Origin of the sequence: Plantactinospora sp. WMMC1484 (assembly GCF_049315195.1) — a bacterium.
Lineage (GTDB): Bacteria > Actinomycetota > Actinomycetes > Mycobacteriales > Micromonosporaceae > Plantactinospora.
This window is the reverse complement of record NZ_CP186055.1, coordinates 3108618-3125056: the sequence shown is the minus strand read 5'-3', so window position 1 is coordinate 3125056 and position 16439 is coordinate 3108618. Positions and strand designations below refer to the sequence as shown.

The window sequence follows — 16439 nt, the reverse complement described above, 5'->3', positions numbered from 1 at the left end:
TCCGGGACGGGCACGGACGAGTCGCGGCGGGCGGGCACGGCGTACCCTCGCTTCCTGGCAATTGCGCGGCGCGCGGCCGCCCGGCCCACCGGTGCCGGGCGGCGGTGGCGCCGCACGTCGATCTCCGGGAGCAGACGCGTTGACCGACCACACCACGCTGCGGCAGGAGATCGAGGCCGAGCAGCGCCACCTGGACCGGGTCTACGCCCGGCTGGCGCAGTTGCGGCGTTCGGCCCTGCTGGCCGAGCGGGACGGCTACCAGCTCGCCCGGGTCGGCACCTTCGGCGCGCTTGTGGAACGGGACGCGATGGTCTTCCACGCCGCCCGGCGGCGGCACACCCTGGACGCCGAGCACGAGGGTCTGGTCTTCGGCCGGCTCGACCTGCTCTCCGGGCAGGTGCTGCACATCGGCCGGCTCGGCGTACGTGGCGAGCACGCCGAGCCGCTGGTGGTGGATTGGCGGGCCCCGGCGGCGGCCGCCTTCTACCAGGCCACGGCGGCGGAACCGCGCGGGGTGGTCCGCCGCCGGGTGATCACGTCGAGCGGCGAGCGGGTGACCCGGATCTCCGACGACCTGCTCGACCCGGCGGCGGCGCCGGACGGGATGCGGGTGGTCGGCGACGGCGCCATGCTCGCCTCCCTCTCCCGGACCACCGGTCACGAGATGCGGGACATCGTCGCCACCATCCAGCGGGAGCAGGACGAGGCGATCCGCTCCCCGGCCGGCGGGGTGACGGTGGTCTCCGGCGGCCCGGGCACCGGCAAGACGGCGGTCGCCCTGCACCGTGCCGCCTACCTGCTCTACTCCGACCGCAACCGGTTCGCCGGCGGCGGGGTGCTGGTGGTGGGGCCGTCGGCGGTCTTCGTCGACTACATCGCCTCGGTGCTGCCGTCACTGGGCGAGAACGCCGCCACCCTGCACTCGCTGGGCTCGCTCTTCGAGGGGGTCGCGGCGACCCGCACCGACCCGGCACCGGTCGCGGCGATCAAGGGGTCGCTGCGGATGCGCCGGGTGCTGGAGCGGGCGGTGCGCGACCAGGTCCCGGACGCCCCCGGTGAGCTGCGCCTGCTCTACCGGGGCGAGCTGCTCCGGCTCTCCGGCGCCGAGCTGGAGCGGATCCGGAGCCGGGCGCTGCCGCCCGGTGCCCGCCGCAACGAGGTCCGCCGGGCCGGCTTCGACGGCGTCTTCACCGCGCTCTGGGCGCAGGCCCAACAGTTGCGGGTCGGCCGCCTGCCGGACCAGCGCGGCTTCGAGGACGAGATCGCCGAGCGCCCCGAGTTCCGGGATTTCCTGCGCGCCTGGTGGCCCCGGCTGCATCCCCGGCACGTGCTGCCCTGGCTGGCCGAGCCGGAGCGGCTGCGCCGGTACACCGCCGGCATCCTTTCCGGGGCGGAGACCCGGCTGCTCACCGAGGCGTACCGGGGGGCGGGCGGCGCCGGGCCGGATGCGGCCGGTCCGAGCGTCGCCGACGTCGCGCTCCTCGACGAGCTCGACCACCTGCTCGGCCGGCCGCCGCGGCCGGCCCGGCGCAGGCGTGACCCGTACCAGCTCCCGGGTGGGGTCCGGGAGGTGACCACACACGCGGACCGGCAGCGGGCGGCTCGCCGGGAATCCGCGCCGGACCGGCCGGAGGACTACCGCGAGTACGCACACGTGGTCGTCGACGAGTCCCAGGATGTCTCTCCGATGCAGTGGCGGATGCTGGGCCGGCGCGGCCGGCTGGCCTCCTGGACCGTCGTCGGCGACCCGGCACAGACCGCCTGGACCGGCGATCCGGCGGAGCTGACCCGGGCCCGGGAGAAGGCCCTCGGGCGCCGTCCCCGGCACGAGTTCGTGCTCACCACCAACTACCGCAACTCCGCGGAGATCTTCGCGGCGGCGGCCGAGGTGATCCGGGAGGTCTCGCCCGACCTGCCGCTGCCGGTCGCGGTCCGGGCCACCGGGGTGCCCCCGGTCGAGCTGGTGGTGCCGGCGGCCGAGCTGCCGGACGCGGTCCGGGAGGCGGCGGCGAAGCTGCTCACCGAGGTCGAGGGGACGGTCGGCGTGATCACCCCGCCCGCCCGCCGCGCCGAGGTCGGCGGTTGGCTGGCGTCGGCCCCCGACCCGCGCCTCCAGGTGGTGGACACCATGCAGGCCAAGGGCATGGAGTACGACGGTGTCGTGCTGGTCGGTCCGGCGGAGATCCGGGCGGACTCGGCTGCCGGGGTACGCACCCTCTACGTCGCCCTCTCCCGGGCCACCCAGCGGCTGACCGTCATCGACGTCGAGGGGTGAAAGGGCCGCCCGGCGGGCGTCGAGGCTCACCGATAGTTAGCGGCATCTTAAGTTTCGGGTGAAAACTGGAGGACTTTGTCCGGATACATCCCCGCGAATGGGCAGGATTGCGAATCTAACTCCGGCAACGCCCCGTATCCCCGACAGGCAACTGCCGGTAGGCTCGGCTCCGGTCTCCGCCGGGCGGCGCCCTCCGGCGCCTGCGGGGGCCGTCGCCTAATCGCACCAGCGAGCCGGGGAACCACGTACCAGGGGTGTATCCGCGCCAGCGGTAGGGATCTTCCGTCCCGAACCCGTCAGCTAACCCGGTCGGCGGCTGACGGAAGGACATTGTCATATGCCGTTCCTGGCACCCATCCGAATGGCTCCGGCGTCCGCGCGGAGAGCCGGCGGACGATCGCCCCGGAAGGCCGCGACACGGCCGAGCACGACGGCGACCATGGTGATCGCCGTGGGCATGACCCTCGCGGTACTCGGCGGCGCACCCGCCACCGCGGCCCCGGAGTACGCCCCACCCGGGGCGTTGGCCGCGGCACCCGGCGGCGACGACATCGACGGCGGCACCGACAGCCTGCGCGAGCAACTGGAAGCCGCCAGCAAGGGCTACCTGACCGCCAAGAACAAGTTGGACAACTCCGTCAAGCGGCAGAAGGACCTCAACACCGAACTGGCCGCCCTGCGCACCGAGGTGGCGACCCGGAGCGAGCGGGTCGCCGAGATGGCCAGCATGGCGTACCGGACGGGCCGGCTCGGGCAGGTCTCCGCACTGCTCAACAGCGGCTCGCCGACCAGCCTGGTGGACCGGGCCGCCGCGCTCGACACCATCTCGGCGAACGAGAACCGCGAACTGCGCGGACTGCAGGAGACCCTGGACCGGGAGACCCAGGCCAAGGCTGCGCTCGACAAGGAGGTCGGCGAACAGCGCAAGCAGGTCGAGGTGATGGAGACCCGCAAGAAGCAGGCCGAACGGGCCTTGGCGGCGGCGAACAACAGCGGCGGCGCCAGCGCGGGGATCAGCGGCAGCGGCGGCGGATCGGCCCGTCCGGCACCCCGCAACTCCGACGGCTCCTTCCCGAACGAGTCGTGCAGCCTCGACGACCCGACCACCAGCGGCTGCATCACCCCGCGCACCCTGCACGCGCTGAAGCAGGCCCAGGCGGCCGGCTTCACCCGCTTCGTCTCCTGCTTCCGCAGCGGCGGCAGCGGCGAGCACCCCAAGGGGCAGGCGTGTGACTTCGCCGCCCAGAAGAACGGGTTCGGTGGGGTGGCCACCGGCGGCGACCGGACGTACGGCAACAACCTGGCGGCGTACTTCGTGCGCAACGCCAACCGGCTCGGTGTGCTCTACGTGATCTGGTTCAAGCAGATCTGGCTGCCGAGCAGCGGGTGGAAGGCGTACAACGGGGGCAACGGCGACCCGTCCAGCGACCACACCAACCACGTACACCTGTCGATGAACTGACCGGGCCCGCCCGGACTCCGGCCGGCACCGCCCACCACCCCTGGGCAGTGCCGGCCGGCGGTCGTCGCGCGGCAGCCGTCAGCAGCCGATCCGGCTCGACCCCAGCGCCACGTCGTCGAACCAGAGCGTGTCGGCGCCCTCGCCGTAGCTCTCCCAGCCCAGCCGCAGGTCGGTCAGGTCCGGCCGCCAGTTCGTCCGGTTGTACCACTGTCCGTCGACGTCGTGCGTGGGCGTGCCGTCGGCGGTCAGTCCCACCACCGCCGTGCCGTCGACCCAGGTGGAGAGCCGGCCCTGCGCCCCGTCCACCATGAACTCCAGGCAGGTCCACCGGTTGACCGGCAGCGGTGCGCTGAGCGCGACACCGCTCGGGCTCTGCTCCGGCAGGGTGGCGTCGTCCGAGGCCCGATTCCATTGCAGGGCACCGTTCTGCCCGCCCATCCGCAGGTCACGGTTGCCGTCGGCGGCATCCCGCATGGCCAGGAAGGTCACGTGCGAGGTGGGCAGTGCGGTGGTGTGCCGGACCCAGAGCCGGGCGTAGCGCACCGTGCCGAGCCCGCCGAGGCTGCGGGTGGAGCCGACGAAGACGTGGTTGCAGTAGCCGACGGCGCCGTTGATCCGCACCGAGCGGCTGCCCTGGTGCGCCACCGAGGTGTCGATGCTGGCGGTGCCGCTCCCGGAGCAGTCCGGGTAGCTCACGCTCCAGTCACCCGACGGGGTCGCCCCGGTCTGGTTCTCGAAGCCGTCGCAGAGCACGGCCGCGCCGCAGCCGCTCGGCGGCGGGGTCGTCGGCGGGGTCGTCGGCGGCGGGGTGACCGTCGGCGGGGCGGTGGTCGGCGGGGTCGTCGGTGGCCGGGTGGTCGGCGGCGCGGTGGTGGGTGGCGTGGTCGGCTCCGCGCCGTTGCAGGGCTCGCCGTTGAGGGTGAACCCGGTCGGTGCGGCGGAGCTCGCGGCGTAGCTGCCCTGGACGCCGAACTCGGTCGAGCCGCCGGCCGGCAGCGACCCGTTCCAGGCCACGTTCCGGGCGGTGACGGCCGCGCCGGACTGGCTGACCTGCGCGTTCCAGCTGTTGGTGATCCGCTGGTCGCCGCCGTAGGTCCAGGTGACGGTCCAGCCGTCGACCGGGGTGTTCCCGGCGGTGACCCGGATGTTGGCGGTGAAGCCGCCGCTCCACTGGTTGGCCTGGTAGTCGACCTGGCAACCGGCGGCGGCCCTGGCGGGCGGTACCAGGGTCGAACTGACCACGGCGACGCTGCCCGCCACGATCGCGGTCACCGCGGCGACGGCCAGTGACACGCGACGGTACGGTGTGGAAACCCTCATCGGAGATCGATCCTCTCGACAACTGCCGGCTCTCTCACCGCCTCCGGCGGCGCCGGCACTGCTGCTGACGACGACGGGCGGCACACGCCTGCCGCGTGCCCGCCCTGCCCTGCGCCCCCGCGATCGGCTCCCGCGAGCTGGTGCGCCGCCGGTCGGACCCTCCCCGGAAGCCCGCCCGGTTCGTCCAATGCCGACGCCCGGCTCAGCCTAGAGACCGATATCAATGCCGGCAACCGGCTCAGGCGTCAAATGCCGACGACCGGCCCAGGCGTCAAATGCCGGCGACCGGCAGGGGCATCGATGCATCGATGCCGGCAGCCGGGGTCGCCGGTCGGCGCGGGGTTCCGCCGGGTTGGCAGCGACAATGGCGGGGTGATGCTCGCCCGCTCGCTGCTGTTGTTCCTGCTCGCCGCCGTCGCCGAGATCGGCGGCGCCTGGCTGGTCTGGCAGGGCGTACGCGAGAACCGAGGGCTGCTCTTCGTCGCCGCCGGCATGCTGGCGCTGGCCGGTTACGGCTTCGTCGCGGCGTTTCAGCCCGACCCGCACTTCGGCCGGGTGCTCGCCGCGTACGGCGGCGTCTTCGTTGCGGGCTCGCTCGGCTGGGCCGTGCTGGTGGACCGGTTCCGTCCGGACCGCTACGACCTGGCCGGCGCCGCCGTCTGCCTGCTCGGTGTCGCGATCATCATGTACGCCCCGCGCGGCTGACCGCGCCGACCTCGTGCGGCACTACGTCGAGCTACGTATCCGGGGCATCCACACCGGCCCGACGCGCCACGTCCGACGCGGCGGCAGCATGACCGGTATGACGCTCTCCCCGCCCTGGCGAAAAGCCCTTCTCACCCTGCACGTCGTCACCGCCGTCGGCTGGCTCGGGGTCGACGCGGTGCTGTTGACCCTCGGCGTGGCCGGTGCGCGCGGCGCGGACCCGGACCTGGTCTACCCGATGCTGGCCCTGGTCGGGCAGTCCGTCTTCGTGCCGCTGAGCGTGCTCGCCTGGCTGGTCGGGTTCGCCAGCGCGCTGCTCACCCCGTGGGGCCTGCTCCGGCACCGGTGGGTACTGGTCAAACTGGGCATCACCACGGTGATGCTCGGCGCGGTGCTCTTCGCCCTGCTGCCCAACCTCCGGGCCGCCGAACTCGGCGCGGCGACTCCACCGGACGCCCGGCAGGGGCTGCTGGCGGCGCCGATCGTCTCCACCACCCTGCTGGTCGTCGCGACCGCGCTCTCCACCTACAAACCGTGGGGTCGGATACGGCGCCACCGGCCGAGACCTGCATGAATAGCGGCTTATCGGGTACCTAACGGGCATGAGCGGACACGTTATGGTCTTTGCTCCCGACCCACAGCTGACGATCACCATCGACCAACCCGCCAACGAGACCGAGATCCACCTGCACCCCGGCGGCCAGGGTGTGTGGCAGGCCCGGATGATCAGGTGTCTGGACGTCCCGGTGGTGCTCTGCGCGGGTCTCGGCGGCGAGATCGGCCAGGTACTCGAGCCGTTGCTCGCCGGCGAGGGAGTCGAGCTGCGCGCGATTCACCGAGAGTCCAGCAGCGGCGGCTACGTGCACGATCGGCGGGACGGCAAGCGCCACGAGGTCGCGGCGGCCACCGGCCATCCGCTGAGCCGGCACGAGCTGGACGAGCTCTACAACCTGGCGTTGAGCGAGGGGCTCGGTGCCGAGGTCTGCATCCTCAGCGGACCCGGCCACCCGAGCCTGGTCGCACCGGAGATCTACCGCCGGCTCGCCGCCGATCTCGGCCGAAACGGCAGCCGGGTGGTCGCAGACCTCTCCGGCCCACACCTGGCGGCCGTCCTGGACGGCGGCGTCTCGGTCCTGAAGGTCAGCTCCGAGGAGCTGGTCCGGGACGGCCTGGCCACCGACGACGGCGAGGCGGAGCTGATCCGGGTGATCCAGGCGTTGCACGCCCAGGGGGCCGAGGCGGTGGTGGTCAGCCGGGCCGAGCAGCCGGCCCTGGTGCTGATCGACGGCGAGATGGCCCAGCTCGACATGCCCCGGCTGGAGGTGGCCGACCCGCGCGGTGCCGGCGACTCGATGACCGCCGGGGTGGCCGCGATCCTGGCGGAGGGCGGCGACATCCGGCTCGCGGTCCGCACCGGGGCGGCAGCGGGCGCGCTGAATGTGACCCGGCACGGTCTCGGCACCGGCCGGCCGGACGCGATCGCCGGCCTGGTCGGCCGGGTACGGCTCTCCCCCCTCCAGGTCGACCGGCAGGACCGGCTGACCCCGGACGAACTGGCCGCCCGGACGACCCGATCATGACCACCCGGGTACTGATCACCAACGACGACGGGATCGCGGCTCCCGGACTGCGCTGGCTGGCCCGTACGGCGGCGGAGCGGGGACTGGAGGTGGTGGTCGCCGCCCCGAGCGAGGAGGCCAGCGGTGCGAGTGCCGCGATGAGTGCGGTGGAGCGGGACGGCCGGGTGGTGGTCCAGGAGCACCCGATCGAGGAACTCGCCGGCGTCCCGGCGTACGGGGTGGCCGGCTCGCCGGCACTGATCACGCTGATCGCCCTGCACGGTGCCTTCGGGCCGGCGCCGGGGCTGGTGCTCTCCGGCGTGAACCGGGGCGCGAACGCCGGCCGGGCGGTGCTGCACTCCGGCACCGTCGGCGCGGCCTTCACCGCCGCCGCCAACGGCTGCCACGGGATCGCGGTCTCGCTCGACGTGCTCTCCGCGCAGGAGGCGAGCGCCGGTACCGGTGGTGCGGCGGTGGCCGTGCCACGACCGGAGCGGGACGAGCGGCGGCACTGGTCGACCGCGGCCCGGGTGGCGCTGGACCTGCTGCCGCGACTGAACGCGGTGCCGGTGGAGACCGTGCTGAACGTGAACGCCCCTGACCTGCCCTACGAGCGGCTCTCCGGGGTCCGCCGGGGGACGCTCGCCGGGTTCGGGCAGGTGCAGATGACGGTGGCGGAAGCCGGCAAGGGATTCGTACGTACCGCACTGGAGGAGTCCGGCCAACACGTCGAGCCGGGCACGGATGTGGCCTGGCTCGCGCAAGGGTACGCCTCGGTGACAGCGATCCGGGCGATCACCGAGGCAACCGACGTCGATCTGTCCGGACTGGACGACCCACGGTGACCGGCGCGGTCAGGCGCCGGGGATCTTGACCTCCTCGGCGGCACCGGCGGCACCCCCGTAGTAGGGCTCGGGCGCACCGAAGAGGCCCAGCAGGCCGGTGACCCAGAGCTGCCGGTGGACGAACCGGCTCGGTTCGGTGACCACGAGCTTGACGCCGCTGACCTCCGCGGTCTGGAAGCCGGCGACCATGGCGCTGATGCCGACGGAGTCGATGAAGCTGACAAGTCGCATGTTGAGCTCGATCCTGGACGGCTGCCCCTTGGTCAGAACTCCGGCGATCGCCTCACGGACCTCGTACGCCGTATCGACGTCGATTTCCCCTCGAGGGGCGATCTCCACAACTCCGCCAGGCAAGACCGACTTGTCGATCGACAGGCTCACGCGAGCACCTCCACTCGCCCATGTCCGGGCGCCTAATCAGTACGCGGGCCGCGACCGAGAGTATTCCTCTCACGGCCCCGATCGCCACCCTTCCGGACGGGCAATCTATTCAACGAGCCGACAAACTAGCCCGGTAACGGGACAAACTACGCCAAATTTTCCCGCGCTCTCAGCTTCGCAACCCCCGTCGTACGTCCTCAGCGTAGCCGCCGGCGAGCCCGGCACGGACCACCGACGACTGTGTCGTGCCTCGCCCAGGGGCATCAGGCGCAAATTCCCCCTATAGCCGCACACCGCCCCAAGAGCACCGCGCGGGTGATCTCCGAAGGTGGCGGTTCCGCGGCAGGGCGCTCGCCCCGGAAGCCCCTTAACATGAGGTCGTCCGTCCGGCTCGCGACGGACGTCCGGCTCGGGAGGAGAGACACCTGATGCTGAGGAAGCTCATCGGACTGGCCGGGGTCGGTGCACTGCTGGCTCTGGTGCTCGCCTGTGGATTCGGCGGCGGAGGCGATGACGACGACGATGACGACGACGATTTCGCCCAGCGCGCACCGGTTGTCCTGCTCCGCTGAACGGTCCGCCGAGCCGGCCGTCACCTGCCGGGCCCCCGGCACCGGCGACAGTCGGTCTCCCGCAGCGGTCGAGGCGTGCTCGGCGGGTTTGCCGGGAAAGGCACCTGGGCACCTCCGAGTTAGCAACCAGCAACCGCGCCGAACAGACGCCTCTGTCCGAAGTGGCCGCTTCGTTCGGCAACCGAGGAGGTAGCACGATGCTCGGAAAGAACCTGCTGAAACATCAGAGCAAGCCCGAGCGGGTCGCCGACCAGGCGTGGGAGTACCTGACCAACGCGGTCAACTCGGCGGGCGACTCGGTGAAGCACGCCGCGCGCGGCACCGCCCGCTCGGCGCGCCGGACCGGCTCCCACCTCACCAGCAACGCCGGTGACCGGATGGGCGCCGTGACCGACGAGGCCCGGGTTCGGGCCAGCCGGGCGTACGACGCCCTGGCCGGCCGTAAGCCCGGACTGCCCTGGGCGTGGCTGGTCGGCGCCGGCCTGGTCGGCGCCGCACTGGCCTGGGCCGCCTCCAGCGCGTCCCGGGCCGCGCTGGCCCGGGCCGAGCAGGAGCGTTCCGCCACCGACCAGTTGGAGTACGTGGACGTCGACCGGGCCAACTCACCGGTCCGGGTCGACACCGCCTGATCCCCGGGTGCCCGTCCGGTCGCCTGGCGGGTATCCGGATCGGGGCCCGGCGCGGTGAAGCGCCGGGCCCCGATCCGTGCGGGCCCCACCTCGCGGAGGATCAGCTCCGCGCGGCCCCACCTCGCGGAGAATCAGCTCCGTGCGGGCCCCACCTCGCGGAGGATCAGCTCCGCGCGCAACTGACCGCCGCCGGCACGGCGTTCGTCCCGGTTGGCGCGGCGGGGTGCACATCCGGGAAACGCCCGGGTGCCGGCGGGAGCGCGGTCGCGCGATGGACGAGGACAACCGATCAGGGAGCTGCCCCTGCTCCCCGGCGTCGTCCTGGCTCCCGAGACGGCGTCGTGGGAGACGTTCACACACCGCTCTAGACGCTGCCAATAGTTGCGGCACCAAACTAACCCCGCGCGGCGCCGGCCCCGCCCCGCTCAACCGAGCCTGAACACCACCGAGCCGCCGACCTCCTCGCGGGCGATCCCGAGCCCGTCGACGGGGCGGTTCAACACCTCCTGCCAGGGCGTGCCCGGCAGGTACTCCGGCAACACCACCACGGTGCGTACGCCCAACCGGCGGAGGTGGTCGACGCTGGGTCGGTCCGGGAAGCTCGCCGTGACGGCGAGAGTCTGCGCCTGCGACTCCGGAACGAAGGAGGCCAGCCCGTTCACGATCTTCGGAAAGCCGTCGGTGGACCAGAGCATCACGCTGAACTCCAGCGTGCCGCTGCTCGGCAGTACCAGGAGCGGACCCTCGGCCCCGCGCAACGCGGCCGGCTGGGGCAGCACCGGGGCGTGCGGCGTGGTGTTGACCCCCTCCAGCACGATCAACGCCAGCGGGATCAGTGCGACCAGCCGGACGAGCAGCTTCCGGGGCCCGGCGGCCCGCCGCTGCCCGGCCGGCCACCGCTGCTCCTCCTCGACGCCCTGCGGCGCCCGGTACGCGGCCGGCCGCAGGACGACCGGCCCGCCACCGGCACCCGCCGCCCCACTCACCTGGACACCAGAGGCGTCACCCGCGACCGTTGACGCCTCTGGTGTCCAGGTCGACACCGACCCTGCCGGCTCTTGCCCGGCAAACGGCGCGGCAGGCGCCGCCGCCTGGTTGGCAGGCGCCGCCGCCTGGCCGGCAGGCGCCGCCGCCTGGTTGGCAGGCGCCGCCGCCTGGCCGGCAGGCGCCGCCCCCGGCCCGGCAGGCCGCACGCCGTCCTCGGCGTCCGGCCGTCCGGCGTCCGGCGGAGCGGCGTCGGGCGGAGCGGCGTCGGGCGGAGCGGCGTCGGGCGCCTCCTCGGGCAGCCGGGTCAGCGCGGTGAGCAGACCGGCGGCGAGGATGCCGAGCAGCAGCGTCGTCCAGAGCACCAGCCGGCCGGAGGTGCGGATCGCGTCGAAGCCGGGCGCGTACACCACCAGGGTGGCGTATCCCGGGCTGCCGTCGCCGAAGAGCGTGGTGCCGCTGGCCAGCCCGACGCTGACCAGCACACCGGCCGCGAGCAGCACCCGGTGCCGGACCCGCCACACCGAGAAGAAGAGCCCGGCGAAGGCGAGTCCGATGAGCACCACCCCGGGCAGCAGGGTCATCTCTCCGGCGAAGCTGAGGGTCTCCCGGGCGACGGCGTGCCGCTCGCCCCAGAGCCAGTTCTCCGGCGGGGCGGTGAGGAAGCCCCGCCACGGCGGCGAGAACATCTGCACGTGCTCCAGGGTGCGCCGACCCGCCGGATGCCGGGCCACCACCTCCAGGTACGGCAACGCCATGACGATGCTGACCCCGCCGAAGACGGCTCCGCCGGCCAGATCGGCGACGAGCAAGCGGCGCCCGAACGGCGGCCGGGACCGGCGACGCCACCACGCCCAGCCGTAGCCCGCGACGGCCACCAGGCAGACCAGCGCCAGCACGTAGCCGAACGGCAGGCCGATGCCGAAACCGAGGGTCATCTGCCAGGCCGCCACCGCCCAGCCGGCGAACGCCCAGCCGGGGCGGCACCGGTCCGGCCGGTAGCCGTGCCGCAGTGACCAGCCGTGTCCGCGCGCGAGCATCGCCAGCGCCAGCGCGATGCCGCCGATGGAGAGCACGTGCAGGTGCCCGGCCTGGGCCAGCTTCCACGGGGCGTACCCGAAGGCCACCCCGGCCGCCGCGGCGCCGATCCGGCCTGCGCCGAGCTGCCGGACCAGGGCGTACGCCCCGACGAAGGCGAGCGCGTGCACCAGTACGTAGAGGATGTTGTAGCGGACCACGGCGGCCACCGGGCCCTCGCCGAGCATCCCGGCCGGGGCGTAGCCGAGCAGTGTGTCGGAGTAGGCGTAGGTGTAGGGCTCCGGATAGAAGGTGTTGGAGTGCCACAGCTGGGTGGGATCGTGCAGCACCGCGTGCCCACCCCAGGCGATCTGCCACGCCTGCAGGGTGGGGTCGCCGATGTCCTGCGGGATCGTGGTGGTGATGTCGCGCAGGGTCGGCCAGGTCAGCACGACGGCCAGCAGCAGCCCACCGAGCACCGCCAGCGTCCACTCGTGCCTGAGCAGGCGTACGACGGCGTGGGAACCCGGTCCCCTACCCGCCCGTCCCTCCGGTCGCGTGCCGGGCCCCCGTTCGTCCGGCAGCGTGCCAGGCTCCTGTTCGTCCGGCAGCGTGCCGGGTTCCCGTCCCTCGCCGGCCTGCCCGTCCCCACCGGCCGGTACCGCCTGCCGCTCGATCCTCATCTGCCAAATCCTTCCGGCCCGGGCCATGCCTCCCGCACCACACCGGCCTCCCGCAGCACGTCGGCATCGATGATCCATGATGCTTGCCGGACTGTCACGTCCCCGCGCTCCCCTCACCCGGGCCGGGTGAGGGACACTCACCCGGCGGCGAGCCATGGTCGAGGAGCGGTGCCGACCGGCGCACGCACCAGCGGAGCCGACCGGCGGGCCGCAGCCTACCGGTCGCCGGTACGCCCATGGGGTCGGCGATCGGCGGCGAATGAGCGTGCCGAGGCAGAACTCGACCGTCGGAGGAGAGCATGGCCGGCCGTGCGACGAGCCGCAGCGACGAGGAGATTCAGCGGGACGTGCTGGCGGAGTTGGCCCGGGAGCCCCGGGTCCAGCCGAACGAGATCGGCGTGGCGGTGCAGGACGGCGTCGTGACGTTGCGCGGCTGGGTGGAGAACTACGCCAGGAAGTGGGCGGCGGAGCGGGCCGCGCAGCGGGTGCGGCCGGTCCGTGCCGTCGCCAACGATCTCGAGGTACGGCTGCCGTCCTCCGCCGAGCGCGACGACCCGGAGATCGCGGCCGCGGTCACCCGAACCCTGGAGTGGGACGCCTTCGTCCCGGCCTCGCAGGTCGCCGTGACGGTCTCCAACGGCTGGGTCGTGCTGCGTGGCGAGGTCGAGTGGGAGTACCAGCGACGCGCCGCCGAGCAGGCGGTACGCCGGCTGGCCGGGGTCCGTGGCCTCACCAACGGGATCTCGGTGCAGCCGCACGAGGTGCCGGAGCCGGACGAGATCTCCGAACGGATCCGGAGCGCGCTCGTCCGCAGCGTCGAGACCGACGCGGCCGGGATCGAGCTGCGGATCGAGGGCGACTCGGTGGTGCTGACCGGGGACGTCCGGTCCTGGCTCGAACGCGAGGAGGCCGAACGGGTGGCCTGGTCGGCGCCGGGTGTCGCCAACGTCGACAACCACATCACCGTACGGCGATGAGGCCGGCCCCGGCAGGTCGGATCCTGCGTTGTCCCGCCTACAGGAGGTTCAGCTCGCGGGCGCGGCGTACCGCGTCCCGGCGGCGGGTGGCGTCGAGCTTGCGGTAGATGTTCCGGACGTGCGTCTTGACGGTGTTGACCGAGAGGGAGAGCTCGGCGGCGATCTCGACGTTGGAGAGGATGCTCTGCAGGTAGCGGAGCACGGTCATCTCCCGCTCGGTCAGCGGTTCGCTCGGCGGCGCACCCGCTGGGGTCGGCGGTCCGCCGGCCGCGCCGTCGGCGGCGCCGAGCAGGTCGTCCACCGTCGGCCAGAACGCCGTACCCGAGTCGAGGTGGGCGGCGAGCAGGTCCCGTACCGGCGGGTCGGCCCGGGTGAAGACCTGCCGGAAGCCTTCCGGTTCCGCCAGCCGCAGCACCCGTTCGAGAATCCGGGCGGCGCGGCGGTGGTCCCCGGCGAGCCGGGATGCGCTCGCGTCGAGTACGCCGGCCGCCAGCCGCAACGGCAACGGAAGCGGCAGGGACAGGGCCAGCGAAGGTGACGGCGGCGGTGTCCCACCGGCCGGTCCGTCCCATTCGGGCAGGACGCGTGCCGCCGCCTGCGGATCCCTGGCCCGCAGGTGTGCCCGGGCCAGCGCGATCGCCACCGGCTCGGCCGGGGCCACGTTCCGGTCCAGTGCGGAGGTCAGCATCTCCCGGGCCAGCTCGACGTCGCCGTGCGCTATCCACAACTCGGCCTCGGCCGCCAGCAGCCAGTGCGCCAGCGGCTGCGCCTCCGCCCGGTGGCCGATCCGCCTGCGGCGGGCCGCCAGTGCCTGGTGCGCGCCGGTCAGGTCTCCCCGGTCGCGCAGCAACTGCGCCTCGATCACACCGAGCACGCCGTGCACCAGTGGCTCGTCGACGTACTCGGCAGCCCGGACGGCGAGCGCCAGGTGGGACTCGGCGTCGTCCTGCCGGTCCCGGTACAGCGCGACGAGCGCCTGTGCCAGATGGGCGTGTACGCCGTCGGCAGGCCGGACCAGGCCGCCCAGCGGCGCCGTCCCCAGCACCGAGCGGGCGGCCTCGTCGGCGGCGGTCAACTCGCCCCGGATCGCCCGGGCCAGCGCCAACCGCCCCAGGCAGAGCCGACCGGCCCGGGGCAGCCCCGCCCGTACCGCCGCCGCCAACCCGTCGGCGAGCTGCGGCTCGGCGGCAGCCACCTCACCCGTCCCGAAGCGCATCGTGGCCGGCACGATCCTGGCCACTGCTACCGCCCGGAGCCCGGAACCACCCGGATCGACACTGCCCGGATCGACATCGACACTGGCCGGATCGACATCGACACTGGCCGGATCGGTAGCGGTCGGATCGGCAGCGGTCCCGGCGACCGGGCCCGGATCGGCAGCGGTCCCGGCGACCGGGCCGGGGTTTGTGTCGAAGTTCGTGCCGGACACGTCGGGTTGGAGCAGTTCGCCGGCGCCGGACCGGACCGCCGCTTCGTCGCCCTCCAGGTGTGCCACGGCGAGCCGCAGGGCGGCGCCGATCCCCCGGACCCGGTGCCGGCCGGCGGTGTCGAGCAGGTGGCTGTGCTCGTCGGCCAGCCCGAGATATCCGGCGGCCGCTACCGGCTCGCCGCCGTCCAGCCGGTCGGCGGCGTAGGCCAGGCCGAGTTCGGGGTCGGCCCGGATCACCTCGGGTGACGGCGCCGGTGGCGCCGGCCGCGCCGGACCGCGCTGACCGTACGGGACGAGGTCCGGCCAGTGCCGCCGCAGCACGTCGGTCGCATACGCCCGGTCGGCGGCCGCGAGCGCGTGCCGGAGCGCCTCGGCCGGCAGTCCGTTCGCGGTGAACCAGGAGGCGGCCCGGCGGTGCAGCTCGGCCACCTGCTCGACCGGGCGGCGGGCCAGGTCGGCGCGGAGAAGTTCACCGAGCATCGGATGGCAGCGGTACCCGGCCGGCCGGCCGCCGAGCGGAATCACGAACCCGCCGAGGCGGTCCACTTCGGAGACGACCCGGACCCCGTCGGTCCGGCCGGTCAGCGCGCCGAGAAGGTCCGCCGAGAAGCCCGCGACCAGCGACGCCCGGCACAGCGCCTCGCGGGCGTCCCCGGAGAGCCCGGTGAGCAGTTCCTCGGTCAGATAATCGGCGACGTCCGGATGCTCTCCGGTGAACTCGTCGACGAAGCGCGCCGGGTCCGGGTGGCCGGGCAGGGCGAGCGCGGCAAAGCGCAGGCCGGCGGGCCAGCCCTCGGTACGGCTCACCAGCCCACGGGTCTGCTCGGGCGGCAACGGCTCCCCGTACGCGGAGAAGAGGTCGGCGACCTCGTCGGGCCGGAACGCCAGATCGGCGGCGCGGATCTCGGTCAACTCGCCGCTGAGCCGCCAGCGGTGCAGGGCCAGCCCGGGGTCGGTACGGCAGCCGATCACCAGCCGCAGTCGTCCCGCCGTGTGCCGGAGCAGGAACTCCAGCCCGCTGGAGACCTCCGGATCGTCGACCTGGTGCAGGTCGTCCAGAATGAGCGTCACCGGCCGGGGACGGCGGGCCAACTGGTCGGCGAAGGACTCCAGTCCGTAACCCGGATCCGGTTCGGTGCGGGCATCCGGTTCCGGACCACCGACGGCCGGGCGCAGTGCGGCGTACAGATATGACCAGAGCCGCGCTCCGCCGTCGCCCGGCTCCAGCGAGAGCCAGGCCACCGGGTCCTGGCCGTTCCCGGCCCGGCCGTCCGGCCCGTTGCGGGCCCGGCACCAGGAGCTGAGCAGTACGGTCTTACCCCAGCCGGCCGAGGCCGAGACCAGGGTGAGCGGACCGGCCGTCCCGCGGTCGAGCAGGTCGAACAGCCGGGGCCGGGGCAGCAGCACCGCCCCGGATCGCGGTGTGGCGGTCAGCTTCGCGGTGAGCAACGGTGGCTCCGGACGCCCGCCGTCGGGACCCGGCCGGGCGAGCACCGTGCCACCGGCCGGCGCGACCGTTCCGGCCCACTCCTCGATCCGCTCCATCGACAACGCCCATCTCCTCCGGTCGGTCCGAATCGACGGCCCGAGGCGGATACCCG

The 16439-nt window shown here is 73.5% G+C and carries 12 protein-coding genes, 1 pseudogene and 1 riboswitch; of the genes and pseudogenes, 9 read left to right on the top strand and 4 right to left on the bottom strand.

Annotation, left to right across the window (positions count from 1 at the left end; all coding sequences use genetic code 11):
- Nucleotides 1-139 precede the first annotated feature (139 nt).
- On the top strand, nt 140-2275 hold the full coding sequence (locus ACN28C_RS13770) for a HelD family protein (RefSeq protein ID WP_422773862.1): 2136 nt from the start codon (nt 140-142) through the stop codon (nt 2273-2275).
- Nucleotides 2276-2478: 203 nt separating this feature from the next.
- Nucleotides 2479-2606: riboswitch (cyclic di-AMP (ydaO/yuaA leader) on the top strand.
- A 108-nt stretch (nt 2607-2714) separates the two neighbouring features.
- Complete coding sequence (locus ACN28C_RS13765) at nt 2715-3737, top strand: coiled-coil domain-containing protein (protein WP_422773861.1); 1023 nt, start codon at nt 2715-2717, stop codon at nt 3735-3737.
- Between the two features lie 78 nt (nt 3738-3815).
- Here the strand turns inward: ACN28C_RS13765 and ACN28C_RS13760 are convergent, their stop codons facing one another.
- Nucleotides 3816-5030: a cellulose-binding domain-containing protein gene (locus ACN28C_RS13760; RefSeq protein ID WP_422773860.1), complete on the bottom strand. Its 1215-nt coding sequence runs from the start codon at nt 5028-5030 to the stop codon at nt 3816-3818.
- Between the two features lie 402 nt (nt 5031-5432).
- On the opposite strand from ACN28C_RS13760, the gene ACN28C_RS13755 reads away from it, so the two are divergent.
- The 4 genes from ACN28C_RS13755 to surE all read left to right on the top strand — a co-directional run bounded on the left by ACN28C_RS13755 (nt 5433) and on the right by surE (nt 8166).
- On the top strand, nt 5433-5762 hold the full coding sequence (locus ACN28C_RS13755; RefSeq protein ID WP_422774652.1) for a YnfA family protein: 330 nt from the start codon (nt 5433-5435) through the stop codon (nt 5760-5762).
- A 97-nt stretch (nt 5763-5859) separates the two neighbouring features.
- Nucleotides 5860-6336, top strand: coding sequence for a hypothetical protein (locus ACN28C_RS13750; protein WP_422773859.1), 477 nt, complete (start codon nt 5860-5862; stop codon nt 6334-6336).
- 28 nt (nt 6337-6364) lie between these two features.
- Entirely contained in the window at nt 6365-7342 is a 978-nt protein-coding gene (locus ACN28C_RS13745) for a 1-phosphofructokinase family hexose kinase (protein ID WP_422773858.1), read from the top strand.
- A complete protein-coding gene (gene surE / locus ACN28C_RS13740) occupies nt 7339-8166 on the top strand; it encodes a 5'/3'-nucleotidase SurE (RefSeq protein WP_422773857.1) in 828 nt (275 codons plus the stop codon). Before ACN28C_RS13745 ends, surE begins: the two co-directional genes overlap by 4 nt.
- A gap of 9 nt (nt 8167-8175) precedes the next feature.
- Here the strand turns inward: surE and ACN28C_RS13735 are convergent, their stop codons facing one another.
- Nucleotides 8176-8547 (bottom strand): STAS domain-containing protein, encoded by a 372-nt coding sequence (locus tag ACN28C_RS13735; protein WP_422773856.1) that lies wholly within the window; start codon nt 8545-8547, stop codon nt 8176-8178.
- A 428-nt stretch (nt 8548-8975) separates the two neighbouring features.
- On the opposite strand from ACN28C_RS13735, the gene ACN28C_RS13730 reads away from it, so the two are divergent.
- Nucleotides 8976-9119, top strand: coding sequence for a hypothetical protein (locus tag ACN28C_RS13730; RefSeq protein ID WP_421494532.1), 144 nt, complete (start codon nt 8976-8978; stop codon nt 9117-9119).
- A 197-nt stretch (nt 9120-9316) separates the two neighbouring features.
- Nucleotides 9317-9748 (top strand): hypothetical protein, encoded by a 432-nt coding sequence (locus tag ACN28C_RS13725; protein ID WP_422773855.1) that lies wholly within the window; start codon nt 9317-9319, stop codon nt 9746-9748.
- Nucleotides 9749-11034: 1286 nt separating this feature from the next.
- Here ACN28C_RS13725 and ACN28C_RS13720 read toward each other — a convergent pair.
- Nucleotides 11035-12432 (bottom strand): annotated as a pseudogene (locus ACN28C_RS13720) (hypothetical protein); the annotation flags it as partial.
- Between the two features lie 299 nt (nt 12433-12731).
- Between ACN28C_RS13720 and ACN28C_RS13715 the strand changes: the two are divergent.
- Complete coding sequence (locus tag ACN28C_RS13715) at nt 12732-13409, top strand: BON domain-containing protein (RefSeq protein ID WP_422773854.1); 678 nt, start codon at nt 12732-12734, stop codon at nt 13407-13409.
- Between the two features lie 37 nt (nt 13410-13446).
- Here the strand turns inward: ACN28C_RS13715 and ACN28C_RS13710 are convergent, their stop codons facing one another.
- Nucleotides 13447-16383, bottom strand: a complete 2937-nt coding sequence (locus tag ACN28C_RS13710; protein WP_422774651.1) for a LuxR C-terminal-related transcriptional regulator — start codon at nt 16381-16383, stop codon at nt 13447-13449.
- Nucleotides 16384-16439 lie beyond the last annotated feature (56 nt).

Bases quoted from the DNA above. Each gene is read 5' to 3' on its own strand.
- ACN28C_RS13715 (WP_422773854.1), top strand. From the start codon at position 12,732: ATGGCCGGCCGTGCGACGAGCCGCAGCGACGAGGAGATTCAGCGGGAC.
- ACN28C_RS13755 (WP_422774652.1), top strand. From the start codon at position 5,433: ATGCTCGCCCGCTCGCTGCTGTTGTTCCTGCTCGCCGCCGTCGCCGAG.
- ACN28C_RS13725 (WP_422773855.1), top strand. From the start codon at position 9,317: ATGCTCGGAAAGAACCTGCTGAAACATCAGAGCAAGCCCGAGCGGGTC.
- ACN28C_RS13710 (WP_422774651.1), bottom strand. From the start codon at position 16,383: ATGGAGCGGATCGAGGAGTGGGCCGGAACGGTCGCGCCGGCCGGTGGC.
- ACN28C_RS13745 (WP_422773858.1), top strand. From the start codon at position 6,365: ATGAGCGGACACGTTATGGTCTTTGCTCCCGACCCACAGCTGACGATC.
- ACN28C_RS13750 (WP_422773859.1), top strand. From the start codon at position 5,860: ATGACGCTCTCCCCGCCCTGGCGAAAAGCCCTTCTCACCCTGCACGTC.
- ACN28C_RS13730 (WP_421494532.1), top strand. From the start codon at position 8,976: ATGCTGAGGAAGCTCATCGGACTGGCCGGGGTCGGTGCACTGCTGGCT.
- ACN28C_RS13765 (WP_422773861.1), top strand. From the start codon at position 2,715: ATGGTGATCGCCGTGGGCATGACCCTCGCGGTACTCGGCGGCGCACCC.
- surE (WP_422773857.1), top strand. From the start codon at position 7,339: ATGACCACCCGGGTACTGATCACCAACGACGACGGGATCGCGGCTCCC.